Source organism: Pseudomonas sp. AC136 (assembly GCF_979258585.1).
Map to the genome: position 1 here is coordinate 1,429,714 of NZ_OZ409865.1, position 24,968 is coordinate 1,454,681.

The following is a 24,968-nucleotide window of genomic DNA, read 5'->3' on the forward strand; positions in this document are numbered from 1 at the left end:
TCCAGTCGCCGGTATGCCGGACCATGAAAAAGTAAGCAAAAACGCTCGCCCCTACCTTGGGTCTCCGCTGCGCTCCGACTTTTCTCATTCCATCGCCGCTCCGGGGGCCGGACTATGCGTCCCCGCGATAAAGGCCATCCTTGGCCCGACACGCCTTTCTCGGCTCCCGGCCGCTCAACCCCCTACACGTCGACTCCATTCGGCCTGCGATGAATGGGGCGGGTAGATCACAAGCGGTAAATCAAAAGCCAGATCAGGGTCACAAGCATCGCGGCTGAAGCCGCTCCTACAGAGACGATATAGATACTGTGGGAGCGGCTTTAGCCGCGATGCTTTTGATCACTAACTGCCACTTCCCCCGGTGCATTCCATCCACCCCCCAAAGCCTTGAAGCAGTCCACCGCCGCACTGGCTGCCGCCGCTCGCGCGAGCAGGTGCTGTTCCTGGGCTTGTTGCAGGCGGTCGTCGGCGTCGAGGGCTTCGAGGAAGCTGACGCTGCCTTGTTGGTAGGCGGTATACGCGGCGCTGCGGGCGTCGGCCAGGGCGCGTACGCCGCCTTCGAGCAGTGCGGTTTGTTGTTCGCTTTGCACCAGTTGGGTCATGGCGGTTTCGACGTCGGCGGTGGCTTGCAGCAGGGTCTGTTGGTAGGCGGCCAGCGCCTCGGCGTCGCGGCCTTTGGCGTAGTCGACTTCCGCGCGCACGCGGCCAAAGTCGAATAGGCGCCAGCGCAAGCCGAGCACGCCTTGGGCCAGGTTGGCGTCGCTGGAGAGCAGGTTGCCGCTGACGGTGGTGGCCGAGCCAAGCAAGGCGCCCAGGGAGAACGAGGGGTAGTAGTCGGCAATGGCGGCGCCAATGCGGGCGCTGGAGGCGGCCAGGGTGCGTTCGGCGGCGATCACGTCGGGGCGACGGCGCAGCATCTGGGTTTGCCCGCCCGCCGTGTCGATGCCGGGTGCGGTCGGAATGGCAGTAGCGACGGCAAGCGTGCTGTGCAAACTGCCGGGCGCGACGCCGCTCAATACTTCCAGCGAGTTAAGGGTGCTTTCAATGGCGCTGCGCAGCGGCGGCACTTGCGCCGATACCGTGGCCAGCACGCCTTCGGCCTGTTTGAGTTGCAGGTTGGCGATTACGCCTTTGGCGTATTGCAGTTGCATGAGTTTGACCAGCTCGCTTTGCGTGCGAACGCGGTTTTCCACGACGGCCTGCCGCGCTTGCAGGGCGCGCAGTTGGATGTAGCCGCGTGCGGCCGACGAGGTGACCATCAAACGCACCGCCGCCGCTTGCGCCACGCTGGCTTGCTGTTCGGCATCGGCAGCTTCCAGCTGTCGGCGCAGGCCGCCAAACACGTCGACTTCCCAGCTGGCGCCAATGCCCACTTGATACAGGCTGGCGTTGCGGTCATAGCCGGGCGCCGAGCTGGCGAGCCGGCCCATGGGGTCTTCGAGGGATTGATGGGCGCGGCTGGCTTGTGCGTTGAGGTCACCGGAGGGCAACAGGGCGGAACGGGCCGACAGGTTCAGGGCGCTGGCTTGCGAGACGCGAGCCACGGCTTGCGCGAGGTCGAGGTTTTGCGCCAGCACCTGATTGACCAAGGTCACCAGCCCGTCGTCGGCGAAGCCAGTCCACCACTGCGTCATATCCGCCGCCTGGCCGGCCGCGGAGCGTTGGTCGAGCAGGGCCTGGTTGCGAAACGGCGCCGGCGCCGGCGCTGACGGCGCCTGGTAATCGGGCCCCACGGCACAACCGGCTAGCAAAAAAACGGGCAACAGACGCGCCATCCAGAGGGGGCGCAAGGCAAAGGGCGGCATGGTGATTCCTGTGGTCACGTTCGGCTTTTTGTTTACTAACTTGCAAAACAGTAACCTGCAAAAATGGTTATGCCAATGCATACCCCATCAAAATAGCTGATCTTTGACATCAACGAAAAGCAATCGAGTTACGCATTTACAATACCGTAAACAACCACGAATAATGCGAGCCTGAATTTTCCGGAGCTCGTCATGTCGATACGTCCCGCTGCCCTCCTCTCCCTCGCTGCCAGCGCGCTGGTGTTATCTGGCTGCGGCCAGCCGCTACAAAGCGACCCGCGTGTGGCCGACCCGTTGGTGAGCACGGCGCTGGTGCGGCCCGACACCTCGCGCAGCCAAACCTTTACCGGTGTGGTGGCTGCGCGGGTGCAAAGCGATTTGGGGTTTCGCGTGTCGGGCAAGGTGGTTCAGCGCCTGGTGGATGTGGGCCAGCGGGTGCGCAAGGGGCAGACGCTGATGAAGATCGACCCGGTTGATCTCAACCTTGCCATCACCAACCAGAAAGGCGCGGTGGCCGCCGCCAAAGCGCGCTTTGTGCAGGCGCAAGCGGATGAAGCGCGGTTGCGCACGCTGGTGACGGCGGGGGCGATTTCGGCGATGAGTTACGACCAGTCGGTGGCCGCGCTGAACAGTGCCAAGGCGCAGGTCGACGCCGCGCAAGCGCAGGCCGATGTCGCCGCCAATGCCAGCCTCTATGCCGAGCTAAAAGCTGACGTCGACGGCTTGGTGGTCGATACCGCAGCTGAGCCCGGGCAAGTCGTGATCGCCGGACAAACCGTGGTGCAACTGGCCAAAGACGGCGCCCGCGAGGCCGCCATCGAGTTGCCGGAAACCCTGCGCCCTGCCCTGCAATCTCGCGCCGATGCGCAGCTGTATGGCAGCCAGGGCCAGCCGGCCAGCGCCACGCTGCGCGAGCTGTCGGAAGCGGCCAACCCCGTCACCCGCACCTTCGCTGCCCGTTACGTATTGGACGACACGCTGAACAACGCACCGCTGGGCGCCACCATCAAAATCACCTTGCGCGGCGACCCGGCGAACACTTCAGCGGCACTGACTGTGCCCCTCAGCGCCCTGCGCAATGACGGCGGCGCGTACAGCGTGTGGGTGGTCGACCCTGTGGCGCTGACGTTGCAGGCACGCACCGTTAGCGTGATCGGGCTGGGGCTTGAAACCGCGCGCATCAGCGGCGAACTGAAAGCCGGCGAAACTGTGGTGGCACTGGGCACGCACTTGCTGCATGCCAACCAGAAAGTGCGCCTGGGTAACGCGCTGGCGGTGACGCCATGAGTGGTTTCAACCTTTCCGCGCTGGCGGTACGCGAGCGCTCGGTCACGCTGTTCCTGATTATTGCCGTCACCCTCGCCGGCCTGATTGCCTTTATGAAACTGGGCCGCGCCGAAGACCCGGCCTTCACCGTCAAGGTGATGACCGTCACCGCAGTGTGGCCCGGCGCCACCGCGCAAGACATGCAAAACCTGGTGGCCGAGCCGCTGGAAAAGCGCCTGCAAGAACTCAAATGGTACGACCGCGTGGAAACCATCACCCGCCCCGGCCTGGCGCTGATGACCCTGACCTTGCTCGACACCACGCCGCCCGCTGCGGTGCCCGCTCAGTTTTATCAGGCGCGCAAAAAGCTCTTCGATGAAACGCGCAAGCTGCCGCAAGGCGTGCTCGGGCCGTTTGTGAACGACGAGTATTCCGACGTGTCGTTTGCCCTGTATGCGCTGAAAGCCCATGGCCTGCCGCAGCGCTTTTTGGCGCGCCAGGCCGAGGACATTCGCCAGCAGGTGCTGCAAGTGCCGGGGGTGAAGAAAGTCGACATTCTCGGCGAGCGGCCAGAGCGAATTTTCGTCGAGTTCTCCTATGCCCGCCTGACCACCCTGGGCGTGAACCCCCAGGCGATTTTCGATCAGTTGCACAACCAGAACGCGATCACGCCGGCCGGCTCCATCGAAACCAAAGGCCCGCAAGTATTTGTGCGCCTGGACGGCGCCTTCGATGACCTGGAGAAAATCCGCAACACGCCTATCGCCGCCTCCCAAGGCCGCACGCTCAAGCTCAGCGACGTGGCCGAGGTGAAGCGCGGTTACGAAGACCCGGCCACGTTTTTAATCCGCCACAACGACGAAGACGCCCTGGTGCTGAGTGTGGTGATGAAAGAAGGCTGGAACGGCCTCGACCTGGGCAAATCGCTGCAAGCCGAGGAGCAGAAAATTTCGGCCAACCTGGCGCAGGGCATCAGCTTTACCAAGGTGACGGACCAGGCGGTGAACATCACCGAGTCGGTCGATGAATTCATGATCAAGTTCGTCGTCGCGCTGGCGGTGGTGATGATCGTCAGCCTGCTCAGCCTCGGCTGGCGGGTCGGCATTGTGGTGGCGGCCGCTGTGCCGCTGACGCTCGCCGCCGTGTTGATCGTGATGCTGGCCACCGACCGGGTGTTCGACCGCATCACCCTGGGCGCATTGATTCTAGGCCTCGGCCTTTTAGTGGACGACGCCATCATCGCCATCGAAATCATGGTGGTGAAACTGGAGGAAGGCTATTCGCGGGTGGCGGCGGCGTCTTACGCCTGGAGCCACACGGCAGCGCCGATGCTGGCAGGCACGCTGGTGACCGTGATCGGCCTGATGCCGGTAGGTTTTGCCCGCTCCACGGCGGGCGAATATGCCGGCAATATTTTCTGGATTGTTGGTTTTGCACTGATCATCTCGTGGGTGGTGGCGGTGTTTTTCACCCCCTACCTGGGCGTCAAGCTTTTGCCGGACATCAAGAAAATCGAGGGCGGCCACGCGGCCATTTATTCCACGCCGAACTTCCAGCGCCTGCGCCGGCTGGTGAGCGGCGCCATCAAGCACAAATTCCTGGTGGCAGGCAGCGTGCTCGGGCTGTTCGTGCTCGCGGTGGTGGGCATGGGCGCGGTGAAGCAACAGTTTTTTCCAAGCTCCGACCGCCCCGAGTTATTGATTGAAGTGCAACTGCCCGAAGGCACCTCGATCAACACCACCAGCGAGGCGACGAAAAAGGTCGAAGCGTGGCTCAAGGCCCAGCCGGAGGCGAAGATCGTCACCAGTTATATCGGTCAGGGCGCGCCGCGGTTTTTCCTCTCGTACAACCCAGAGCTGCCCGACCCCTCGTTCGCCAAAATCATTGTGCTGACCGACGACCAGACGGCCCGCGACACCCTGAAACAGCGCATGCGCGTGGCGGTGGAAAACCAGCTGGCGCCCGAAGCGCGGGTGCGCGTCACGCAACTGGTGTTCGGTCCGTACACACGCTTCCCGGTGGAGTTTCGCGTCATGGGCCCAGACGCCGAGAAGCTGCGCGGCATCGCCCAGCAGGTGGCCGAGGTGATGCGCCACAACCCGAACATGCGCCAGGTGAATACCGACTGGTCGGAGAAACAACCGACCCTGCATTTCGTGCTCGACCAAGACCGTTTGCAGGTCATGGGCCTGACCTCCGCCGAGGCTTCGCAACAGCTCCAGTTTCTGCTGACCGGCACCACCGTGACGCAAGTGCGTGAAGACATTCGCACCGTGGACGTGATGGCGCGCACCGGCGATGAAGAACGCCTGGACCCCTCGCGTATGGAAGACATGACGCTGACCAGCCGCACCGGCCAGCGCGTGCCGATCCGCCAGATCGGCCATGTTGAAGTGTGCGCCGAAGACCCGGTTCTGAAACGCCGCAACCGCATGCCGACCATCACCGTGCGCGGCGACATCAACGAGCAGATGCAGCCGCCGCAGGTGTCGATGCAGGTGCTGGCCGAACTGAAGCCGGTGATCGACACCCTGCCCCTGGGCTATCAGATTCAAATGGGCGGCAACGTCGAAGAATCACTCAAGGCCAACAAGGCGCTGGCACCGATTTTCCCAATCATGCTGCTGTTCACCCTGGTGGTGATCATGATTCAGGTGCGCAGTTTTGCCGCCATGACCATGGTGGTGCTCACCGCGCCCCTGGGCCTGGTGGGCACGGTGCCGGTGCTGCTGCTGTTCAACCAGCCGTTTGGCTTTAACGCGATTCTTGGGTTGATTGGCCTGTCGGGCATTCTGATGCGCAACACGCTGATTCTGATTGGTCAGATTCACACCAATCAGGCAGAAGGGCTCGACCCGTACCACGCCGCCGTCGAGGCCACGGTGCAACGCGCGCGACCGGTAGTGCTGACGGCGCTGGCTGCGGTGCTGGCGTTTATTCCGCTGACGTTCTCGGTGTTTTGGGGCTCGATGGCCTACACGTTGATTGGCGGCACGGCCATCGGCACGGTGCTGACGCTGCTGTTCCTGCCGGCGCTGTATGCGATCTGGTTCAAGATCAAACCGCCGCCGGCCCACGCACCAGCAGCGTCGGCAGCGCAACCCGCCGCCAGCTGAGCGCATTAAGCGGGCGTTGCCGACGCGGCGCCCGCTGGCCGGTTTGCGCTAGAATCGCCCACCTGCCACCGGCTCCCTTATTCAGTTACCAGGCCTATGCACAGCGAACTCGACTCCAGCGCCCTTCCCACCTCCGGCCAACGCGGCCCGGCGGAGCATGATCGCCGCGCGCAGATCATCGCCGTGGCGGAAGGCTTGTTTCGCGAGTTCGGCTACCGCAAAACCTCGGTGGCCGACATTGGTAAAGCCATGGGCATTTCCACGGCGTACATCTACCGTTTCTTCGAGTCCAAACAAGCCATCGGCGAAGCCATCTGCGCGCACACGCTGGAGAAAATGGGCGACAAATTACGCGCCATTGCCGATCAGGATTTATCCGCCACCCGGCGCCTGCGTCTGTTTATGAAAAGCGCACTGAAATTCAGCTACGACTTGCTGGTGGTCGAGCGCCGCGTGAATGAAGTGGTGGTCGAAGCCATTAATGGCGACTGGTGCACCGCCGCCGGCCACCAGGCGCAGCTCTACGCGATTCTCGAACGCCTGGCTGACGATGGCCGCAAAGCCGGCGAATTCGAAAAGAAAACGCCGCTGGATGAAGTCACCGACGGCCTGGCCGAAATGATTTTGCCGTACACCAACGCCCATTGCCTTAACCAACGTTCTTGGGAAGACCTGGAGAAAGGCGTCAACGCGGCGACCAATCTGATGTTGCGCAGCCTGGCGCCCTAAGCGCCGGTTAACTGCGGCCCTCACCCCAGCCCTCTCCCGCAAGCGGGAGAGGGAGCCGATCGCGGCAGGTCTCCCCTCGCCCGCAAGCGGGAGAAGGAGCCGATCGCATTTCGACCCAAGTAAGCCGAGCGCCGCTGGTCTCCCCTCGCCCGCTTGCGGGAGAGGGGCTGGGGGTGAGGGCCGGCCGCAACGAAGATCCCACCTCATCAACGCGTCACGACCCAAAACCCCATCGCCACCGCACTGATCCCCGCCCCCAACCCGCACACACCCTGCCACCCAGCGCTCGCATACACCCATGTGGTAGCCAAGGCCCCCGCGCCACTGCCCACGGCATAAAACAGCATGTACACACCGATCAGCCGGCCGGGCGCCTGCGGATGGTTACGCAAGATCAGGCTTTGATTGGTTACGTGCAGAATCTGGCCGCCGAGGTCGAGCAGCACGATGCCGAGCATCAACGCCCAGAGCGACGTATCCAGCATCGACAACGGCCACCACGCCAGCAGCAGCGCCAGCAAGGCGGCAAAGGTGCTGCGCTCGGCGAACCCTCTGTCCGCCCAGGCGCCGGCGCGAAACGCCGCCAGCGCGCCGATCACGCCCACCAGGCCGAACGCGCCAACGGCCGTGTGGGAAAACCCATAGGGCGGCGCGCTCAGCGGCAGCACCAAGGCACTCCAGAAAACGTTCAACGCCGCGAACATGAAAAACGCCAACATGCCGCGCGTTTGCAGCACGCGGTCATGGCGCAGCAGGGTGAACATCGAGCCGAGCAATTGCCGATAACCCAGCGTCACCGGTACCCGTGTCGGCTGCGGTAGACAGCGCCAGAGTGAGACGGCGAGCGTGAGCATAAAAATCGCCGCCAGCCCGTACACCCAACGCCACCCGGCCAGGTCACTGACCGCCCCGGCATACACCCGCGCCAGCAACAGGCCGACAAACACGCCACCCTGCGCCGCCCCCACCACCCGACCCTGCTCATGGTCGCTGGCAGTGCTGGCTGCCAGCGCTATCAACCCTTGGGTCATGGCCGTGCCCAACAGGCCAATGACCAACATGGCGCCGAGCAACAGCGCCGTGCTTTCGACCACGGCGACCGCAACCAAGGCCAGCACCAAGGCGACTAGCTGCACGAGCATTAGTCGGCGCCGGTCTACGTGATCACCCAGCGGCACCAGCAACAACAGCGCTAACGCACAGCCGATTTGCGTGGCGGTAATCACCCCGCCGACGCTGGCGTGGCTGATAGCGAAATCTGCAGCGAGCGCGTCCAGTAACGGCTGGGCGAAATACACATTGGCCACGCTAAGCCCGCTTGCCGTGGCGAACAACGCCACCATCGCGCGGGGCGTGCGGCTCGCGCTGGCGTCGGCCAACGGCAACGCCTGAGATCCTGCTGACGTCATAACGCCTCACCTGGTTTCAAATTAAAACCATTTGAAGGCTAGGCGTTCTGGTTTTAAAGTGCAACCACATGCCCCTCTACGACGACTAACTCCCATGCCGACAGACGCAAGCCAACCCCTCGAACACTGCCCCGTTGCCCGCGCGGTCGAGGTAATGGGTGATCGCTGGTGCCTGCTCATCGTGCGCGATGCCTTCGACGGTAAGCACCGCTTCAGCGATTTCCAGCGCAGCCTGGGCGTGGCGAAAAATATTCTGGCCGACCGTTTGCGCCTGCTGGTACAGGCCGAGGTGCTGACCACCCGCCCAGTCGCCGAGGGCAGTGCGTATCAGGAATACGTGCTGACGGAACGGGGCGAACAGTTGTTCGCCGTGGTGGTGGCGTTACGCCAATGGGGGGAAGCGCATTTGTTTGGCGCGGGCGAAGTGCATTCGCAGTTGATCGACAAAGCCAGCGGCCAGACGCTGGCACCGCTGATACCGACGACATTGAACGGCGCGCCCGTTGCGCCGAGCGATACCGAAGTGGTCAAAGTGACCGATTAAGGCCGACGCTTTTCGTAGGGGCCAGCTTGCTGGCTCCTACAAAGCGATGCGCGCTAGGCCACCCTTTGATTGATCCAGTTTCTGGCATAGGCCGTGACGCGCTTGCCCATCACCGTCGGAAACTGAACCACGCCGTGGGGCCCTTCTGGCAGCAGATTGGCTTCCACGTCGGCCACCTCGCCCCAGCGTCTGGCCATTTCAAAGGTGTCGTCGCGCAGCGGGTCGAGCTCGCCGGCAAACATCAGCGCTGGCGGCAGGCCGTTCAGGTCGCCGTACAGCGGCGACAGCGGCGGTTTCTGCCGTTGTTCGTCGGTAAGTCCAGGCGTCAGCAGGCGCAGCGCATCGACCATGCCGGGGCCGTCGAGCACCAGGGTGTCGGGGCCGGCGTTGCGAACGCTGGAGGTTCCGGTCAGGTCGTAGACGCCGTAATAGAGCACCGCGCCCTTCACCCGCTGGAGTAACTCTGGCGAGGTTTTAAGCGCCAGCAACGTGGCCGCCGCCAGATGCCCGCCGGCCGACTCGCCCACCACAATCACCGGCAAACCTTTGAACAGCGCCGTCTGGTCGCTCAGCAGCCAGCGCGCGGCTGCCAAACAGTCGGCCAGCAAACCCTGAATGGGCGTGTTGGTGGCCAGCCGGTAATCCACCGACACCACGGCGACACCGCAGTCGCGCACCATGGCGCTGTTCAAGTGATCATTCATTTGCGCGTTGCCGATCACCCAACCGCCGCCGTGAAAATCCAGCACCACGCCTTTGACCGGCCCTCTGGGCTGCACAATACGCAACGGCACCCGACCTTCCGGCGTGGTGACGTAACGCGTATGCACGCTCAGCCCATGACGCGCCAATTTCGCCCCGCCGCCGACCTGGCCGACCCGCAACAGCGCTTGCAGCAGCGTGGGGGCAATGCGGTTGCGGATGCGAAAGCGCGGCATCCATTTCAATTTGGAGTTGAAGCGCTGAATGTCTGCCAGCTCGTGTGCATCCGCTGGCCAGCGCTGTTCGGTTAACGCCATCGGTTACTCACTCAAAATGCTCGGGGTTTATCGGCTCGCCTGGTTTCATCGCCAGTTGCGCGCGTACGTCTTCGAACATGGCGTCGTAGTGTTTGTGAATGGAGCCAATGCTGCTCTGGCTTTTCGGAATGCCGTATTTCTCGGCAATTTTCGTCACGTTGCTGGCGAAGTTGTACGCCTCTTCCCGTGGCAGAAAGAAGCTCTCGCGCACGTCTTTGCCCTGAATGGTGCCGTGCAAGGTGAAGAGCATGCCCTTGCCTTTTTGCTCATCGGAAGAAACTTCGTAGTCGATACATATGTTGTAACTCACATCGTTGGGCGTCAGCGCGTGGCGCTCGATGTGCAGGTGACCGGGGGTAAACGTAGCCATGTTTTTCTCTCCTGAATAACGGTAGCCAGCGCCGGCAACGGCGGAATATGGGTGGGCCCACAGGGTGTGTACGCTAGTTTTTTTCCCTGATTTGTAAAGCGCAAAGCGCCACGTCAAGCCCCTCAGCGCAAGCCCGGGTGATGTTTCAACATTCAGCCCCTAGCGCTCTTATGACGGTTGCATAAACTGAAGGTGCATTAGAAAAATCGAATCAAGAGTTGTACCTAGCCTATGACCCAAGCCAGACCGCCGCAGCCTGTCGCTCCCCTTAACCGCACCAGCGTGGCCCTCACGCGTATTTCACTGTTCAAATTTATCGGCTTGCTGGTCAGCGTGTTCCTGCTTGCCGGTTATCTGCTGGTCTACCTGGCCCGCGACATGGACCGCACGGAGGAAACCGAAGGCGCTTTCTACACCGAGAAGGCCGTGCATTCGTTTGAAAAATCCCTGCGTTCGGTGGTCAAGGACTATGCCTTCTGGGGCGATGCCTACAAACACCTGCACGTTACGGTAGACACCGATTGGGCCTACGTGCGGCAGAACATCGGTCCCTCGCTGTACGACGACTTCGGCTTTCAGGCGCTGTTCGTGGTCGATGACACCGACCGCACGGTGTACGCGGTCGTCCGGGGTCAACTGCAACAGGTGCCGGCCGACGACTGGCTCAAGGAGTCGCTGGCGCCCATCGTCGCCGAGGCCCGTGCCGGCGCCGAAGACGAATCGCCGACCACCCGGTTTATCAACCTTGATGGCGCACCGGCCTTGGTGGCCGCTGCCGCCATTACGCCCGGCACCGACCCGACGGTAAAACCAGACGAACGACAGAACTCGGTGCTGATCTTCGTCGACATTCTCGACAACGCCCGCCTAGCCACCATCGGCCGCGAATTCGGTGTAGACGCCTTGCGCCTGGCGACCCCGAACGATCTGAACGAACGCTCGATTTTGCCGCTGGGTGAAAACGGCGTCGCCGGGTACCTGCACTGGCAACCCGAGCAGCCAGGCAAGCGCCTGCTCGGCCTGGGCCTGCCGCTGCTCGGCGGCGTGGCGCTGCTGGTGTGCCTGATGGCCTGGGTTCTGCTGCGCCGCACCACGGCGGGGGCCAAGGCGCTGGACGCAAGCTATCACTCGTTGCTAAGCAGCGAGAGCGCCCTGGCCGTAAGCGAAGCGCGGTTTCGCGACATCGTTGAAATCAGCTCTGACTGGATCTGGGAAATCGACCAAAGCGGCCACTTCACCTACCTGTCCGAACGCTTTGAAGCGGTCACGGGGCTGTCGCGCGGCACGTGGCTGGGCAGCCACATCGACGCCCTGTTGACCACCGAACACGGCACCCTGTCGCAGTGGCTGAGCAGCGGCCACCGGCGCACCGACACCAGCATCCACTGTCGCTATGTCGGCACCCAAGGCCAGCAACGCATCACCCGCGTGTCGGCCCGCGCCATGACCAGCGCTGGCTTTCGCGGCACCGCCACCGACGTCACAGGCGAAGTGGAAGCGCGGCGACAGATCGAATTTTTATCCCAGCACGACGCCCTCACCGGCCTGCCCAACCGCACCCGCTTGCAGAAGTTTCTCGACGGCAAACTCAAGGCCGTGCCAACCCGTGAAAAACCCTTGGTCATGCTCAGCCTCGACCTCGACCGCTTCAAGCCGGTGAATGACCTGCTCGGCCATGCGGCCGGCGATGTGGTGCTCAACGTGGTGTCGGCGCGGCTCACCGAATGCGTGCGCCAGGACGATCTGGTGGCCCGCTTTGGCGGCGATGAGTTCGTGCTGATCCTCACCGACCTGACCACCCAAAGCCATGTCGAAACCCTGTGCCAACGCTTGCTCGACTCCATCGAACAGCCCATCGACGTTGAAGGTCAGCAAACCTTCGTCAGCGCCAGCATCGGCATTGCCATGGCGCCCAACGACGCGATGGAAGCCAGCGAACTGCTGCGCTATGCCGACATCGCGTTGTATGAAGCCAAAGCCGGTGGCCGCAGTACCTGGCGGTTTTATTCCGGGGAAATGAACGCGAAGATCATCGAACGGCGCCGTCTGGAAACCGACCTGCGCTTCGCCATCCAGCACAACGAATTGCGCCTGCACTACCAACCGCGCTACTGCATCGCCGATGGCCGCCTGGTCGGCGTCGAAGCCTTGGTGCGCTGGCAGCACCCAGAGCGCAGGCTGATACCGCCCGACATTTTTATTCCGATTGCCGAGCAAACCGGTTTGATCATCGCGCTGAGCAACTGGGTCATCAGCACCGCGTGCCGCCAGGCCGCCACCTGGCCGGAAAGCGTGTTTATCTCCATCAACTTGTCGCCCATCGAATTCAAAAGCGGCGACCTGGTCGAGCGCATCGAAAGCGCCCTGCGTGAATCGGCCATCAGCCCGGGGCGCGTCGAATTGGAAATCACCGAAAGCGTGATGATCGAAGATGCTGCCGGCGCCCTGGAAATGATGGACACCCTCAAACAGCTGGGCGTGCGCCTGGCCATGGACGACTTCGGCACCGGCTATTCGTCCCTCAGCTACCTGCGCACCTTCCCCTTGGACGGCCTGAAAATCGACCGCAGCTTTCTCAACTGCATCGAAGGCAGCGAAGAAGACAGAGCCATCATCCTCGCCATCGTTGGCCTGGGGCACGCGCTGTCGCTGACCGTCACCGCCGAGGGCATCGAAACGGCCGAGCATTTGGCCATGCTCAACGCCGTGGGCTGCGACGAAGGTCAGGGGTATTTCCTCAGCCGGCCGTTGGAAGCGGATGCCATTACTGCGCTGTTGTTCCACTAAACCTCGCCCCTTCAAATTCAACAGCCCCTCACCCCAACCCTCTCCCGTAAACGGGAGAGGGAGCTGACCGTGTACGCCGATCCGTTCCCCTCTCCCGTTTACGGGAGAGGGGCTAGGGGTGAGGGCCAGCCGTTACTCGGGCCCAGATGTTTCCAGGAATCGCGACTAAAGTCGCTCCCACAGAAACACGCGGTATAGCGGGCTTCTGGGCTAGAGCCAGGCGAGACGAAATCACACCGGACCGCGCAGCGTACTGCCTTTGTAGGAGCGACTTTAGTCGCGATCCCTGCAGACGGAATTCGCGACCGTCGTTTCCAGGAATCGCGACTGAAGTCGCTCCCACAGGTTGAGAAAAACACGGCCATTCCGAAACGTTATGGCCTGCATCGTACTGTTGTATTGGTTGAGATCCGCCGCGCCTCAGTAGCATCGGCGCACATTTCCTGCCGGTGAGAACAACAACAGTGAACTTAGGAAAAATCGTCAGCCGCAGCGCGTTGTATTGGCCTGATCACATGGCGCTGATCGACAGCCAGCAACGCCTGACCTTCGTCGAACTCGAGCGTCGCACCAATCGCCTGGCTTCCGGCCTGTCGGCGCTCGGCCTGGCCGAAGGCGCGCATGTCGCCATCCTGGCGCCCAATCGGGTGGAGCTGGTGGAGGCGGAAATCGCGCTCTACAAGCGCGCCATGGTCAAGGTGCCGATCAACGCGCGCCTTTCGCTGGATGAAATCATCCAGGTGCTCAACGACTCCCACAGCCAGGCGGTAGTCGCCGATAGCCGTTTCGCCGCTGCGCTCAAGGCGCGTCGTGGCGAGGTGGCGCGGTTGCAGTGGATCATTTCGCTGAACGACGAAAGCGGCGATATCAGCTACAGCGCCGTGCTCGCCGGCGGCAGCGAAGCGCCCGTGCACGCCGACCCGGCGGACGACGCGCTGGCCGTGCTGCATTACACCTCGGGCAGCTCCGGTGTGCTGAAGGCGGCGATGTTGTCGTTTGGCAACCGCAAGGCGCTGATCCGCAAGAGCATCGCCAGCCCATCGCGGCGCGCGGCACCGACCGACGTCATGGCCCACGTCGGCCCCATCACCCACGCCAGCGGCATGCAGGTCATGCCGCTGCTGGCAGTCGGCGCCTGCAATTTGCTGCTGGAAAAATACGACGACCGTTTGTTGCTCGAGACCATCCAGCGCGAGCGCGTGACCCGGCTGTTTTTGGTGCCGGCGATGATCAACCGCTTGGTCAATGTGTCGGGTGTGGAGCAGTACGATTTGTCCAGCCTGCGCGTGGTCATGTACGGCGCGGCGCCCATGGCACCGGCGTTGGTGCAACGGGCCATCGAGGTGTTCGGGCCGATTCTGGTGCAAGGCTACGGCGCCGGGGAAACCTGCTCGCTGGTCACCGTGCTGACCGAGCAGGACCACCTCGATGATCCACGCCTGCTTGCCTCCTGCGGGCGCTGCTATTTCGAGACCGATCTGCGGATAGTCAACGACGCCTTTGAAGACGTGCGCCCCGGTGACATCGGCGAAATAGTGGTCAAGGGCCCCGACATCATGCAGGGCTACTGGCAGTCGCCCGAGCTAACTGCCGAAGTCATGCGCGATGGCTACTACCTGACCGGCGACCTGGCCACGGTGGATGAGCGCGGCTACGTGTTTATCGTCGACCGCAAAAAGGAAATGATCATTTCCGGCGGCTTCAATATCTACCCCACCGAAGTCGAACAAGTGCTCTACAGCCTGCCCGAAGTGTTCGAAGCCGCCGTGGTCGGCGTGCCGGACGAACAATGGGGCGAGGCGGTTCGTGCGGTGGTGGTGCTCAAGCCAGGCCAGAGCCTCAGCGCCGAAGCCATCATCGAACACTGCGGGCAATCGCTGGCCGGTTTCAAGAAGCCGCGCGCGGTGGACTTCGTTCAGGAGTTGCCCAAGAACCCCAACGGGAAAGTCGTGCGCCGCCTGATTCGCGAAGCGTATTGGCAGAACAGCGAACGCCGCATTTAAGGGGACGACCATGATTAACGTAAGCGAAAAAGCCAGCGACCTGATTGCCGGCATTCAGGCCTTTGTGCGCGATGAACTGGATGCCTTGGTAAAGCGCGAAGGCATCGTTTGGGGCGAGCCGGTGGCTAAGCCGCTGCTGCGCCAGGTGTGGCAGCGCTCCTGCGAGTTGGGCTTCTACAACGCCATGCTGCCGCAGGAACTCGGCGGCGCCGGGCTGACCGTTGCCGAGCTGTGCGCGGTGAAGGAAGCAGCTGTGCTCACCGGCTGCCCGCTGGCGCCGCATATTCTTGGCGAGCTGTCCGGCCCACCGCGCGTGGGGCATTTGTTCAAGGTGGCGAATGAACATCAGGTCGAGGCGTTCTTGCGCCCGATCTGCCGCGCCGAAAAAGCCGTGTGCTTTGCCCTCACCGAAGCCGAAGCCGGTTCCGATGCCACCGCTATTACCACCTCGGCCGTGCGTGACGGTGATGACTACGTATTGAGCGGCGCCAAGCGTTATATCTCCGGCGCCACCTACGCCGATTTGGCGGTGCTGTTGGCCGTAACCGAGCCGGGCCGTGGGCCGAAAGGCATCTCGGCATTCTTCGTCGATTTGCATGCTGAAGGCGTGCAAGTGGACAGTGATTATTCGGTGATGTCGGGCGGCGGTGCCCACGGCAATATCAGCCTGAACAAGGTGCGCGTGCCGGCGGCCAACCGCATTGGCGAGGAAGGCGAAGGCTTCAAACTGGCGATGGGGCGCATTACCCTGAACCGACTGCTGCACTGCCCGACCATGCTCGGCATGGCCGGCCTGGCGCTGAACCTGTCGCTGGATTACGCCCGCACCCGCAAGCAGTTTGGCCAGCCGATTGCCATGTTCCAGAGCATCAACCATATGCTCGCCGACATGGCCACCGAGCTCTATGCCGCCCGCAGCATGATGTACGCCACGGCCGCCAATAACGATGCCGGCGGCGACATCAAGGTGCAGGCGCCGATGTGCAAATTGTTCGCCTCGGAAACCGCGTTTCGCATTGCCGACAAGGCGGTGCAAATTCATGGCGGTGCCGGGCTGATTCAAGGGCATCCGGTGGAGTGGTTATTCCGCGCCACGCGCATGATGCGCGTGCTCACCGGCACCAGCGAAATCCAGCGCAACACCATCGCCAAAGGCATCTTGTTGCCGGGCTAAACGCCCGCCTCGCCCCGTCGCACCAGGGAGGAACGACGGGGCCGTTTCACCTTCCGAATAACAACAATGAGATCGCGCCATGACGCTCCCTACTCCCGCCTACCGCCCCGCCACGGCCTGGACCATCGCCGTGCTGCTGGCGCTGATGATGCTGGTCAACTTCCTCGACAAAGTGGTGATCGGCCTGGTCGCCGTGCCGATGACCGAAGAACTGCAACTGACCCCCACCGAGTTCGGCCTGATTGGCGGCGCGCTGCATTGGCTGTTTGCCGTATCGGCGGTGGTCGGCGGCTTTCTTGCCAACCGTCGGCCCACCCGCACCCTGCTGCTGGGCATGGGTTTGTTCTGGGCGCTGATTCAGCTGCCGATGCTGCTGGTCAGTTCGCTGTGGATGATCGTCGCCTGCCGCGTGTTGCTCGGCATCGGCGAAGGCCCGGCCTCGCCGGTCGCCACCCACGCGCTGTACAAATGGTTTCCCGATAACCGCCGCAATCTGCCGGTGGCGTTGCTGCATTCGGGCGGAGCGCTGGGGCTGTTGGTGGCTGGCGCGATGATTCCCTGGATCAGCCTGAATTACGGCTGGCGCGCCAACTTCGCGGTGTTGGCGGCCATCGGCCTGGTGTGGTGCGCACTGTGGTTGCTGCTCGGCCGCGAAGGCACGCTCGACACCCTGCGCGCCACCCAGCTCAAGCCCGACAGCCATCGCGTGCCCTATCGCCGCTTGCTCACCGACCCCACCGTTCTGGGCAACTACGCCTGCCATTTCGCCGCCAACTGGTCGCTGGCGCTGACGCTCACCTGGGTGCCGAGCTACCTGCAAATAGGCCTGGGTATCGACCCGCTGAAGACCGGCAAAATGTTTGTGCTGTTCGTGGTGGTCACCACGCCGCTGAGCCTGTTTATGGCGTGGTTGTCGCAGCGCCTGATGCGCCGTGGCGTGCAATCGCGGGTGGCGCGCGGCACGTTTGTGTCGCTGTGCCTGATTGTCAGCGGGCTGTTTTCGGCCAGTTTGATGATGCATGAACTGTCCGTAACCACGCGCATCATCACCCTGACCTTGAGCGGCGGTTTCGCCTTGGTGATGTACTCGGTCGGCCCGGCAATGCTCGCCGAGTTCACCCCCAGCAGCCAACGCGGCGGCATCCTGGCCATCGGCAATGGCGTGGCCTCGCTGGCCGGGTTGTCGGCGCCGGTAGTCACCGGTTTGTTGGTGCACGGCGCAGGCGCCAATCACCCGGAAGGTTACGCGCTGGGCTTTCTGGTGTGCGGCGCCGTGGCGCTGGTGGCCGGGGTGATCGGTTTGCTGACCATGAACCCGCAGCGCTCGCAGCAGCGCCTGGCTCAGGACGACGGGCTGCCCGCCGGCTCCATCGCCTGAGTGAAGTCGTCCACGCTGCGCTCGATCAAGCTGCCGCGCCACCGGCCGTCGCGCACTGCGTCGAGCAAAATGGTGCGCACTAGGTCGTGCATGCACGAGGCGGCAAACGACAGCGGCTTGTGAATGGAGTGGGCAATCGACACCGTGCGGGTGATGCGCGGCTCGACAATCAGCCGCGCCGACGTCGGCTTGAACAGCTCTTCCAGCGGCGGCCAATTGCTGATGGTCGCCGCCAGGCCAGTGCGCACCAGACTGCCAATACCCGGCGCCGACTGCTGCTCATAGGCCACATTCAAGTTCACCCCCGCCTCCATCGCTGCCTGCTCGATTCGGCGGCGCAAATGCAAGGCCCGTGGCGCCATTACCAAGCGGGTGGCGCCCGCTTCGGCGAGGGTAATGGGCTCGTCACTTTCCAGCCCTGGACCCCGCCCGACCCAATACAAGTCTTCAGTGAAAATCGGCTCGGCGGTGACGTGCTCCAGCTCTTCCGCATTGGGCACCACGCCGAAATCCACTTTGCCCAACTCAATCGCCTGGCCGCCTTCGCGAGTCAGGCCGTCCCATACGGTGAGAATGATGTTGGGGAATTTCTCCGCCGCGCGGGAAATGATTTCCGGCAGCAGCAAGGTCGAGGCCGTGGCGGGAATGGAGATGGCCACCTGGCCTTTCGGATCGCCTCGCGTGGAGCTGAGTTCGTCCTTTACCGAATCGAGCTTCTGCACCACCGAGCGCGCCACTTCATAAAGCCGGCGCCCGGCGTCGGTGAGCACCACGCCGTCGTGCTGGCGTTCAAGCAATTGCAGCTCCAGTTCGCTCTCCAGCAAGCCGATCTGCCGGCTCAACGCTGGCTGGGCGATATAGGCCCGGCGAGCGGCCGAGGAAAAGCTGCCAGCCTCGGCGATGGCGATCAGGTAGCGAAGCTGTTTTAAGGTCATAACACCCTTCTCTCAAGCTATGCCAAAGCGGTATGGCAAGTATGCGAAGACACTATTTGTGGGGCTTTTCGTGCGCCCATAGTATCGATGAAACACCAACGAGCACACGTTAAACCTGGAGTTTTAAAACACCGCTTTATAACGCAAACCTCACCGCGCAGAACAATAAGCCTGAAAACAAGGCATAACTTTCGTCCGCCTTTCAACCGCGCCGAACCCCCGTACCCCGCCGCCTACGGCGAGGCCTGGCAGTGCCTGCTGATTCAACTCTTATTGCCTTTGCGCCTGAACTTTTAACTCACTCGACAACAACAAGAGGATAGAGAGTGATGAAATTCAAGCGATACGGCGTTATCACGCCAGCCTGTTTGTTATTGCCACTAAGTTGCCTATTCGGCAATGCCATGGCGGTGGATTTCCAACTCGGCGAAGTTGAAGGCCAGTTGGACTCTTCGTTGTCCATTGGCACCAGCATTTCCACCGCTAACCCCGACCCCAAACAACTGCAAAGCGCCACCGGCGACGATGGCCGCCGCAACTTTGCCTCTGGCGATGCCTTCTCCGGCTTGTTCAAAGGCAACCACGATCTGGAACTGCGCCATGGCGACATGGGCGTGTTTTTGCGCGGCAGCTATTGGTACGACTACGTGCTGCGCGACGAAGACCAGCGCTTCAAAAACGTGGAAGACAACAACCGCAAACAGTCAGCGAAATCGGCCGGCGCCGAACTGCTCGATGCCTTCGCCTATTACAACTACACCCTCGCCGATCAACCGGGCTCGGCACGCCTCGGCAAGCAGGTGGTGAACTGGGGTGAGAGCACGTTTATTCAGGGCGGGCTCAACGTGGTCAACCCGTTCAACCTGTCGGCCCTGCGCCGCCCTGGCTCGGAAGTGAAAGAAGGCCTGGTGCCGGTGAATATGTTCTACGTGTCGCAGAACCTCACCGAGTCGCTGTCGAGCGATTTCTTCTACCAGTTGGACTGGGAACAGACCCAGCTCGACAACTGCGGCACCTTCTTTTCCAGCAACGACTTTCTCGCCGACGGCTGCGACGGCCTGGACGTAGGCAACGTGCTGACCGGTAACGCCACGGCGGTGCGCGGGCTGACTCCGTTTGGCGTCAACCTGACAGATGAAGGCATCCGCATTCCCCGCGCCAAAGACGACGACGCGCGCAACAGCGGCCAGTGGGGCATGTCGCTGCGCTGGTTTGCTGCCGAGCTGGACACCGAGTTCGGCGCGTACATCGCCAACTACCACAGCCGCCTGCCGTACATGGGCACCATCAGCAGCCCATACGCCACCAACACCGCGTTTGCCGGCCGCCTGTGCAGCAACGCCGGCATACCGCTGGGCAACTGCAATGCGTTTCTGGCCGGCGCCGGGCAAACCCTGGCAGGCGCGTTGCGCATGGGCACCTCGCAATACCTGGCGCAATACCCGGAAGACATTCGCCTGTACGGCCTGAGCTTCTCCACCAATCTGGACACCGGCACCGCGCTGCAAGGCGAGATCAGCTACCGGCCAAACATGCCGATTCAGCTCAACGGTACCGACATCATCCAGTCGCTGCTCAACAACGCCTCGCGCTCGCCGCTGGTAGCAGACGGCACACGCCCGCCGGCCAACAGCGCGCTGTTCAACGGCTACCGCCGCAAGGAAGTCAGCCAGGCGCAAGTCACCGCCACGCACTCGTTCAGCCAAGTGCTGGGGGCTGATCAGATGGTGGTCGTTGGCGAAGTGGGCGCCACCTATGTCGGTGGGTTGGAAGGCAAATACGGGCCGCGTTACGGCCGCAGCGGCACCTTTGGCAGCGGCGTATTGGCGAACAACAGCGTATGCCTGAACAACTCGCGCACGCCGGAACATTGCAACGACAAAGGCTTCCTGACGCCGTTCTCGTGGGGCTACCGCCTGCGCACCAACCTCAGCTACCCGAACGCGATTGCCGGCGTGGACCTGCGCCCGAACCTGTCCTGGCAACACGACGTAGACGGCAACGGCCCCGGCGAAGGCTCGGCCTTTAGCGAAGGCTCCAAGGCCATCAGCGTCGGCCTCGATGCCTCGCTGAACAACACCTACAACGCGAGCCTGGCTTACACCGACTTTATCGACGGCGACTACGGCACCCGCGGCGACCGCGACTATGTGTCCATCAGCGTCGGCGTGAATTTCTAAGGAGTTCCCATGAAACCTGTTTACTGCCTGATTCAACGCGGCCTGTTACTCACCAGCCTATTGGCGAGCGCGGCCCATGCTGCCGTCACGGCGGACGAAGCGGCGCACCTGAAAAGCGACTTGACCCCCATCGGCGCTGAGCGCGCCGCCAGTGCGGACGGCAAGATTCCGGCCTGGGACGGCGGCCTGAAAAGCACCAAGCCGGCGCTGACCAGCAACGGCACGCCGGCCGATCCGTATGCCAACGAGAAGCCGCTGTTCACCATCGATGCGCGCAACTACAGCCAATACAAAGACCAACTCAGCCCGGGGCAAATCGCCCTGTTGCAACACTTCCCCGACACCTTTCGCCTGCCGGTTTACCCCAGCCACCGCTCCGTGGCCGTGGACGATCAAGCCAGCGCCGCCGCTGCGCGCAACGCCACCGAAGCCAAGCTGATCAACGACGGCAACGGCGTGCAAGGCTTTGCCGGCGTGGTCGCTTTCCCCATGCCCAAAACCGGCCTGGAGGTGTTGTGGAACCACCTGACGCGCAACCGCAACCCCAGCTTTAGCCTGACCACCGACAGCGCCGCCCCGCAAAAAGACGGCGCCTACACCCTCATGACCACGCTGCAATACTTCAGCCGTCGCGAGGCCGTCAGCGGCCTCAAGCCGGACGAAGCGGGCAATATTCTTTACTACTACAGCCACAAGATAACCGCGCCCTCGCGCATGGTCGGCGAGGTGGTGTTGGTGCACGAGACCCTCGACCAAGTGACTGAGCCGCGCTTGTCGTGGGTCTATAACGCCGGCCAGCGCCGAGTTCGTCGCGCCCCGAGCGTGGCATACGACACCGCCGGCCCCACCACTGCCGGCATGCGCACCGCCGACAGCCGCGACATGTTCAACGGCGCACCGGATCGCTACGACTGGAAACTGGTGGGCAAGAAAAACCTCTATGTGCCCTACAACAGCTACCGCCTGGCCTCTCCAGACCTGAAGTACGAAAACCTGCTGACGCCCGGCCACATCAACCCCGACGCCACCCGCTACGAGCTGCACCGCGTGTGGGAAGTGATCGGCACGCTGAAACCCGGCATGCGCCACATCTACAGCAAGCGTCACTACTTCATCGACGAAGACACCTGGGCGATTCTCGAAGCCGACCACTACGACAACCGTGGCGAACTCTGGCGCGTGGGCGAAGCGCACAGCTACTACCACGGCGTCGGCCAGGCGGCGGTGAACGCCATGGAAATCACCTACGACCTCAACAACGGCCGCTACCTGGCCTCGGGCCTGACCAACGAACAGCGCCAGCCGTTCGACTTCACCTACAAAGCCAGCGCCTCGGATTACTCGCCGGGCGCACTGCGTAGCAAAGGCCTGCGCTGATCCCTTCCCCACGTCGTCGGGTGTGAGAGCCCGGCGGCGTTTTTTTATTCAGGTCTGCCATGAACCCACCTGCCCCACGCAAACCCTTGGCGCATACCCTACTCGGCGGCACCGAGCCCGACCCGCGTTTTACCCTCGCCAACGAACGCACCTTTCTCGCCTGGATCCGCACGGCGTTGGCCCTGCTGGGCGGCGGCATCGCCGTCGAAACCTTTGCCACCCACGCCTTCGAACCGCTGCTGCGCTTGGCCATGACCCTGAGCCTGCTGGCCCTGAGCATGCTGGTATGCGGCGGCGCGTGCTTACGTTGGCTGGCCGTGGAACGCGCATTACGCCACGGCCGCCCGTTGCCATTGGCCGGGCTGGTGCCGCTACTGGCCCTGAGCTGCGGGCTGGCGGCGCTGCTGTTGTTGGCTTTGTTCTGGCTGCGCGGCCATGACTGAAACCGACCTCGGCCTGCAAGCCGAACGCACCGCGCTGGCGTGGCGGCGGACGCAATTGTCGCTGCTGGTGGTGGCGTGTCTGGCGCTGCGTGGGCATCAGGTCTGGGTGCTGGGGCTCGCGCTGGGCACGGCGGCGTGGTTGGCCGTTAGCGAAGGCCGGCGGTACCGGCATAGCGTGGCGATGATGCAACGTGAGCTGGGTGAAGCGCGGGTTTGGATGGTGTTGGGGACGGGGTTGGCGGTGGCGGTAATGGCGGTTTTTTTGGGCTTTGCTGCGTTTAGTCCGGCGTCTACTGATTAAAAGCATCGCGGCTAAAGCCGCTCCTACAGGGGGTATGTGAACCCTTGTAGGAGCGGCTGGGCGGCACTCCGCTTCAGCCGCGATGCTTTTTGCTTACGGTGTCACCAAATTAAACTGTGAATTCGCCTCATCCAGGCCGCCGAGCAGTTTCAGTAATTTGAGTTTCCCACCCTCAATGTCGATGCCGCCAATCATCGATTCTTTTAGAAACCCGGTTTCCTTTAAGGCGATGCGATCAAGCAGTTCCTTGCTCATGCTGACGTTGATGTCGGCGTGTTCGTGGCGGCTGCCGTTGCGGTGGGTGAGCACGCCGTTGCGCAGGGTCAGGGCGTAATCCTCGTTGAGGTCGGTGAAGTGCCAGTTAATAGTGAGGTCTTCGTCGGCGGCTTTCAGGGCGTCGATGCGCACGGCCAGGTAGTCGAAGAACAAACTCGGGGTGAGTGCGCGAACCATGTCCGGCGCGGTGCTGCGCGGTTTGCTGGTGGCCACGCCGTTGCGCAGTTCGTAAGCGCCGCTGAGGTACACGTTGCGCCAGGTGGCGTTCTCGCTCTGGTAGCCGAGTTGTTCCAGTACGTCGGCTTGCAGGGCACGGGCCTGTTGGTTGTCCGGCTCGGCGAATACCAAGTGGTTGAGCACTTGCGCGGCCCAGCGGTAGTCGCCGCTTTCGACCGATTGACGGGCGAGATTCAGCACCGCTTGGGCGCCACCCATGGCTTGCACATAGAGCACGCCAGCCGCTTGCGGCGGCAAGGGATCGAGGGTGGCCGGGTTGCCGTCGTAAAAGCCCATGTAGCGCTGGTACACGGCGCGCACGTTGTGGCTGAGGGAACCGTAGTAATCGCGGCTGTACCATTTGTTGGCCAGACGCGGCGGCAGCGAGGTGAGCTGCGCGGCGATTTCAACCGGGCCCAAGCCCTGGTTGATCAGCCGCAGGGTCTGGCTGTCGAGGAACGCGTACATGTCGCGCTGATCGGCCAGGTAACTGCCGATGCCTTGCGCGCCCCAGGTCGGCCAGTGGTGTTGAGCGAACAGCACGTCGGTTTTATTGCCGTAGCGCACCAGCGCGTCGTCGAGGTACTGCGCCCACACTTTCGCATCGCGCACCTGGGCACCGCGCAGCGTGAGGATGTTGTGTTGGGTGTGGGTGGCGTTTTCGGCCATGCACAGCGCTTTGAATTGCGGGAAGTACAGGTTCATTTCCGCCGGCGCTTCGGTGCCGGGGGTGAGCTGGAATTCGATTTCCACGCCGTCGACCGTGCGGGTTTCCAACGGCTTGCTGACCACTTCGCTGGGCGCGATCAAGGTCACCCGCGCGTTGCTCGGCGTGCCTTTGCCAAGGCCTGCGTCCACCTGCCCCCGGGCGCTGCGCGGCAGCAGCGCGCCGTACATATATTGCGCGCGACGCATCATGGCCGGACCGGCCAGTACGTTCTCGCTGATGGCATGTTCGTAGAAGCCGTCCGGCGCTATCACGCGCACCTTGCCTGCCTTCACGTCGGCCTCGTCGATCACTCCACGCACGCCGCCGAAATGGTCGACATGGGCATGGCTGTAAATCACTGCGACCACGGGTTTGCGCGGGCGGTGCTGGAAATACAGATCCAGCCCGGCGCGGGCGGTTTCGGCGCTGATCAACGGGTCGATGACAATCACGCCGCTGTCGCCTTCGATCAGCGTCATGTTGGACAAATCCAAGCCTCGAACCTGGTAGATGCGTTCGCTCACCTGAAACAGACCGGCGAGGTTATTCAACTGCGCGATACGCCACAGGCTCGGGTTCACGCTGTCTGGCGCGGCGGCGTTGTCGATAAAGTTATAGGCGGCGCGGTTCCACACCGGCTGCCCGGCTTCGTTGTTGATTACGCCGGTGAACGGTGCGACCAGGCCGCGACGGGCGTCGTCGAAGTCGGCCGTATCGGCGAACGGTAAACGCTGTAGCCACGCCTGATTGAGGGCGCGGGTGGCGGGCGAAGCGGGTTTCGATTCGAGCGGTGTATCGGCAAACGTGGCAGACGAAAACACCAGCGCCACAGCAAGGGCGCTCAGGCGGAAACGAGGCATGGCTAGACTCTTCTGATCTTGTTGGAATGGGTCGCCGCCCGACTCTAGGGAGCCCACGGCGCCCACGCCAA

The 24,968-nt window shown here is 62.8% G+C and carries 18 protein-coding genes; 12 read left to right on the forward strand and 6 right to left on the reverse strand.

Going from position 1 to position 24,968, the window contains the following annotated elements:
- Positions 1-320 precede the first annotated feature (320 nt).
- The gene (locus ACZZZU_RS06395) at positions 321-1,805 is read right to left on the reverse strand and encodes an efflux transporter outer membrane subunit (RefSeq protein ID WP_463550101.1); all 1,485 of its coding nucleotides are present in this window, start codon (positions 1,803-1,805) and stop codon (positions 321-323) included.
- Between the two features lie 192 nt (positions 1,806-1,997).
- Between ACZZZU_RS06395 and ACZZZU_RS06400 the strand changes: the two genes are divergently transcribed.
- The 3 genes from ACZZZU_RS06400 to ACZZZU_RS06410 all read left to right on the forward strand — a co-directional run bounded on the left by ACZZZU_RS06400 (position 1,998) and on the right by ACZZZU_RS06410 (position 6,916).
- Complete coding sequence (locus ACZZZU_RS06400) at positions 1,998-3,092, forward strand: efflux RND transporter periplasmic adaptor subunit (protein WP_463550102.1); 1,095 nt, start codon at positions 1,998-2,000, stop codon at positions 3,090-3,092.
- Positions 3,089-6,187 (forward strand): efflux RND transporter permease subunit, encoded by a 3,099-nt coding sequence (locus ACZZZU_RS06405; protein ID WP_463550103.1) that lies wholly within the window; start codon positions 3,089-3,091, stop codon positions 6,185-6,187. The genes ACZZZU_RS06400 and ACZZZU_RS06405 overlap by 4 nt, the downstream gene beginning before the upstream one ends.
- A 96-nt stretch (positions 6,188-6,283) precedes the next feature.
- Positions 6,284-6,916, forward strand: coding sequence for a TetR/AcrR family transcriptional regulator (locus ACZZZU_RS06410; RefSeq protein ID WP_463550104.1), 633 nt, complete (start codon positions 6,284-6,286; stop codon positions 6,914-6,916).
- 206 nt (positions 6,917-7,122) lie between these two features.
- Here ACZZZU_RS06410 and ACZZZU_RS06415 read toward each other — a convergent pair whose 3' ends face one another.
- Positions 7,123-8,325, reverse strand: coding sequence for an MFS transporter (locus tag ACZZZU_RS06415; RefSeq protein ID WP_463550105.1), 1,203 nt, complete (start codon positions 8,323-8,325; stop codon positions 7,123-7,125).
- Positions 8,326-8,419: 94 nt separating this feature from the next.
- Here ACZZZU_RS06415 and ACZZZU_RS06420 point away from each other — a divergent pair, with 94 nt between their 5' ends.
- Complete coding sequence (locus ACZZZU_RS06420) at positions 8,420-8,869, forward strand: winged helix-turn-helix transcriptional regulator (RefSeq protein ID WP_463550106.1); 450 nt, start codon at positions 8,420-8,422, stop codon at positions 8,867-8,869.
- A 53-nt stretch (positions 8,870-8,922) separates the two neighbouring features.
- Here ACZZZU_RS06420 and ACZZZU_RS06425 read toward each other — a convergent pair whose 3' ends face one another.
- Positions 8,923-9,888 carry an alpha/beta hydrolase fold domain-containing protein gene (locus ACZZZU_RS06425; RefSeq protein ID WP_463550107.1) on the reverse strand — a complete coding sequence of 322 codons (966 nt, stop codon included), beginning with the start codon at positions 9,886-9,888 and terminating at the stop codon, positions 8,923-8,925.
- A 7-nt stretch (positions 9,889-9,895) separates the two neighbouring features.
- A complete protein-coding gene (locus ACZZZU_RS06430; RefSeq protein WP_463539515.1) occupies positions 9,896-10,258 on the reverse strand; it encodes a DUF5064 family protein in 363 nt (120 codons plus the stop codon).
- A 231-nt stretch (positions 10,259-10,489) separates the two neighbouring features.
- On the opposite strand from ACZZZU_RS06430, the gene ACZZZU_RS06435 reads away from it, so the two are divergent.
- From ACZZZU_RS06435 to ACZZZU_RS06450, 4 genes are all read left to right on the forward strand, one after another.
- The gene (locus tag ACZZZU_RS06435) at positions 10,490-13,045 is read left to right on the forward strand and encodes a bifunctional diguanylate cyclase/phosphodiesterase (RefSeq protein WP_463550108.1); all 2,556 of its coding nucleotides are present in this window, start codon (positions 10,490-10,492) and stop codon (positions 13,043-13,045) included.
- 464 nt (positions 13,046-13,509) lie between these two features.
- Positions 13,510-15,048, forward strand: coding sequence for an AMP-binding protein (locus ACZZZU_RS06440; protein WP_463550109.1), 1,539 nt, complete (start codon positions 13,510-13,512; stop codon positions 15,046-15,048).
- Positions 15,049-15,058: 10 nt separating this feature from the next.
- Entirely contained in the window at positions 15,059-16,222 is a 1,164-nt protein-coding gene (locus tag ACZZZU_RS06445; protein ID WP_122493675.1) for an acyl-CoA dehydrogenase family protein, read from the forward strand.
- 79 nt (positions 16,223-16,301) lie between these two features.
- Positions 16,302-17,600: an MFS transporter gene (locus ACZZZU_RS06450; protein ID WP_463550110.1), complete on the forward strand. Its 1,299-nt coding sequence runs from the start codon at positions 16,302-16,304 to the stop codon at positions 17,598-17,600.
- Here the strand turns inward: ACZZZU_RS06450 and ACZZZU_RS06455 are convergent.
- Positions 17,564-18,535 carry a LysR family transcriptional regulator gene (locus ACZZZU_RS06455; RefSeq protein ID WP_463550111.1) on the reverse strand — a complete coding sequence of 324 codons (972 nt, stop codon included), beginning with the start codon at positions 18,533-18,535 and terminating at the stop codon, positions 17,564-17,566. The two genes, ACZZZU_RS06450 and ACZZZU_RS06455, sit on opposite strands and share 37 nt — an antisense overlap.
- A gap of 329 nt (positions 18,536-18,864) precedes the next feature.
- Between ACZZZU_RS06455 and ACZZZU_RS06460 the strand changes: the two genes are divergently transcribed.
- The 4 genes from ACZZZU_RS06460 to ACZZZU_RS06475 are packed head-to-tail and all read left to right on the forward strand — an operon-like array spanning position 18,865 to position 22,836.
- A complete protein-coding gene (locus ACZZZU_RS06460; protein WP_463550112.1) occupies positions 18,865-20,715 on the forward strand; it encodes a DUF1302 domain-containing protein in 1,851 nt (616 codons plus the stop codon).
- Positions 20,716-20,724: 9 nt separating this feature from the next.
- On the forward strand, positions 20,725-22,092 hold the full coding sequence (locus ACZZZU_RS06465; protein WP_463550113.1) for a DUF1329 domain-containing protein: 1,368 nt from the start codon (positions 20,725-20,727) through the stop codon (positions 22,090-22,092).
- 59 nt (positions 22,093-22,151) lie between these two features.
- On the forward strand, positions 22,152-22,535 hold the full coding sequence (locus ACZZZU_RS06470) for a YidH family protein (protein ID WP_463550114.1): 384 nt from the start codon (positions 22,152-22,154) through the stop codon (positions 22,533-22,535).
- Positions 22,528-22,836, forward strand: coding sequence for a DUF202 domain-containing protein (locus tag ACZZZU_RS06475; protein ID WP_463550115.1), 309 nt, complete (start codon positions 22,528-22,530; stop codon positions 22,834-22,836). Before ACZZZU_RS06470 ends, ACZZZU_RS06475 begins: the two co-directional genes overlap by 8 nt.
- Before the next feature lie 93 nt (positions 22,837-22,929).
- On the opposite strand, the gene ACZZZU_RS06480 is transcribed toward ACZZZU_RS06475, so the two are convergent.
- Positions 22,930-24,897, reverse strand: a complete 1,968-nt coding sequence (locus tag ACZZZU_RS06480; RefSeq protein WP_463550116.1) for an alkyl/aryl-sulfatase — start codon at positions 24,895-24,897, stop codon at positions 22,930-22,932.
- Between the last annotated feature and the right edge of the window lie 71 nt (positions 24,898-24,968).

Coding starts and splice junctions, on each gene's coding strand:
- ACZZZU_RS06425 (WP_463550107.1), bottom strand. CDS start 9,888: ATGGCGTTAACCGAACAGCGCTGGCCAGCGGATGCACACGAGCTGGCA.
- ACZZZU_RS06415 (WP_463550105.1), bottom strand. CDS start 8,325: ATGACGTCAGCAGGATCTCAGGCGTTGCCGTTGGCCGACGCCAGCGCG.
- ACZZZU_RS06470 (WP_463550114.1), top strand. CDS start 22,152: ATGAACCCACCTGCCCCACGCAAACCCTTGGCGCATACCCTACTCGGC.
- ACZZZU_RS06400 (WP_463550102.1), top strand. CDS start 1,998: ATGTCGATACGTCCCGCTGCCCTCCTCTCCCTCGCTGCCAGCGCGCTG.
- ACZZZU_RS06410 (WP_463550104.1), top strand. CDS start 6,284: ATGCACAGCGAACTCGACTCCAGCGCCCTTCCCACCTCCGGCCAACGC.
- ACZZZU_RS06455 (WP_463550111.1), bottom strand. CDS start 18,535: ATGACCTTAAAACAGCTTCGCTACCTGATCGCCATCGCCGAGGCTGGC.
- ACZZZU_RS06465 (WP_463550113.1), top strand. CDS start 20,725: ATGAAACCTGTTTACTGCCTGATTCAACGCGGCCTGTTACTCACCAGC.
- ACZZZU_RS06405 (WP_463550103.1), top strand. CDS start 3,089: ATGAGTGGTTTCAACCTTTCCGCGCTGGCGGTACGCGAGCGCTCGGTC.
- ACZZZU_RS06460 (WP_463550112.1), top strand. CDS start 18,865: ATGAAATTCAAGCGATACGGCGTTATCACGCCAGCCTGTTTGTTATTG.
- ACZZZU_RS06435 (WP_463550108.1), top strand. CDS start 10,490: ATGACCCAAGCCAGACCGCCGCAGCCTGTCGCTCCCCTTAACCGCACC.
- ACZZZU_RS06395 (WP_463550101.1), bottom strand. CDS start 1,805: ATGCCGCCCTTTGCCTTGCGCCCCCTCTGGATGGCGCGTCTGTTGCCC.
- ACZZZU_RS06445 (WP_122493675.1), top strand. CDS start 15,059: ATGATTAACGTAAGCGAAAAAGCCAGCGACCTGATTGCCGGCATTCAG.
- ACZZZU_RS06430 (WP_463539515.1), bottom strand. CDS start 10,258: ATGGCTACGTTTACCCCCGGTCACCTGCACATCGAGCGCCACGCGCTG.
- ACZZZU_RS06420 (WP_463550106.1), top strand. CDS start 8,420: ATGCCGACAGACGCAAGCCAACCCCTCGAACACTGCCCCGTTGCCCGC.
- ACZZZU_RS06475 (WP_463550115.1), top strand. CDS start 22,528: ATGACTGAAACCGACCTCGGCCTGCAAGCCGAACGCACCGCGCTGGCG.
- ACZZZU_RS06450 (WP_463550110.1), top strand. CDS start 16,302: ATGACGCTCCCTACTCCCGCCTACCGCCCCGCCACGGCCTGGACCATC.
- ACZZZU_RS06480 (WP_463550116.1), bottom strand. CDS start 24,897: ATGCCTCGTTTCCGCCTGAGCGCCCTTGCTGTGGCGCTGGTGTTTTCG.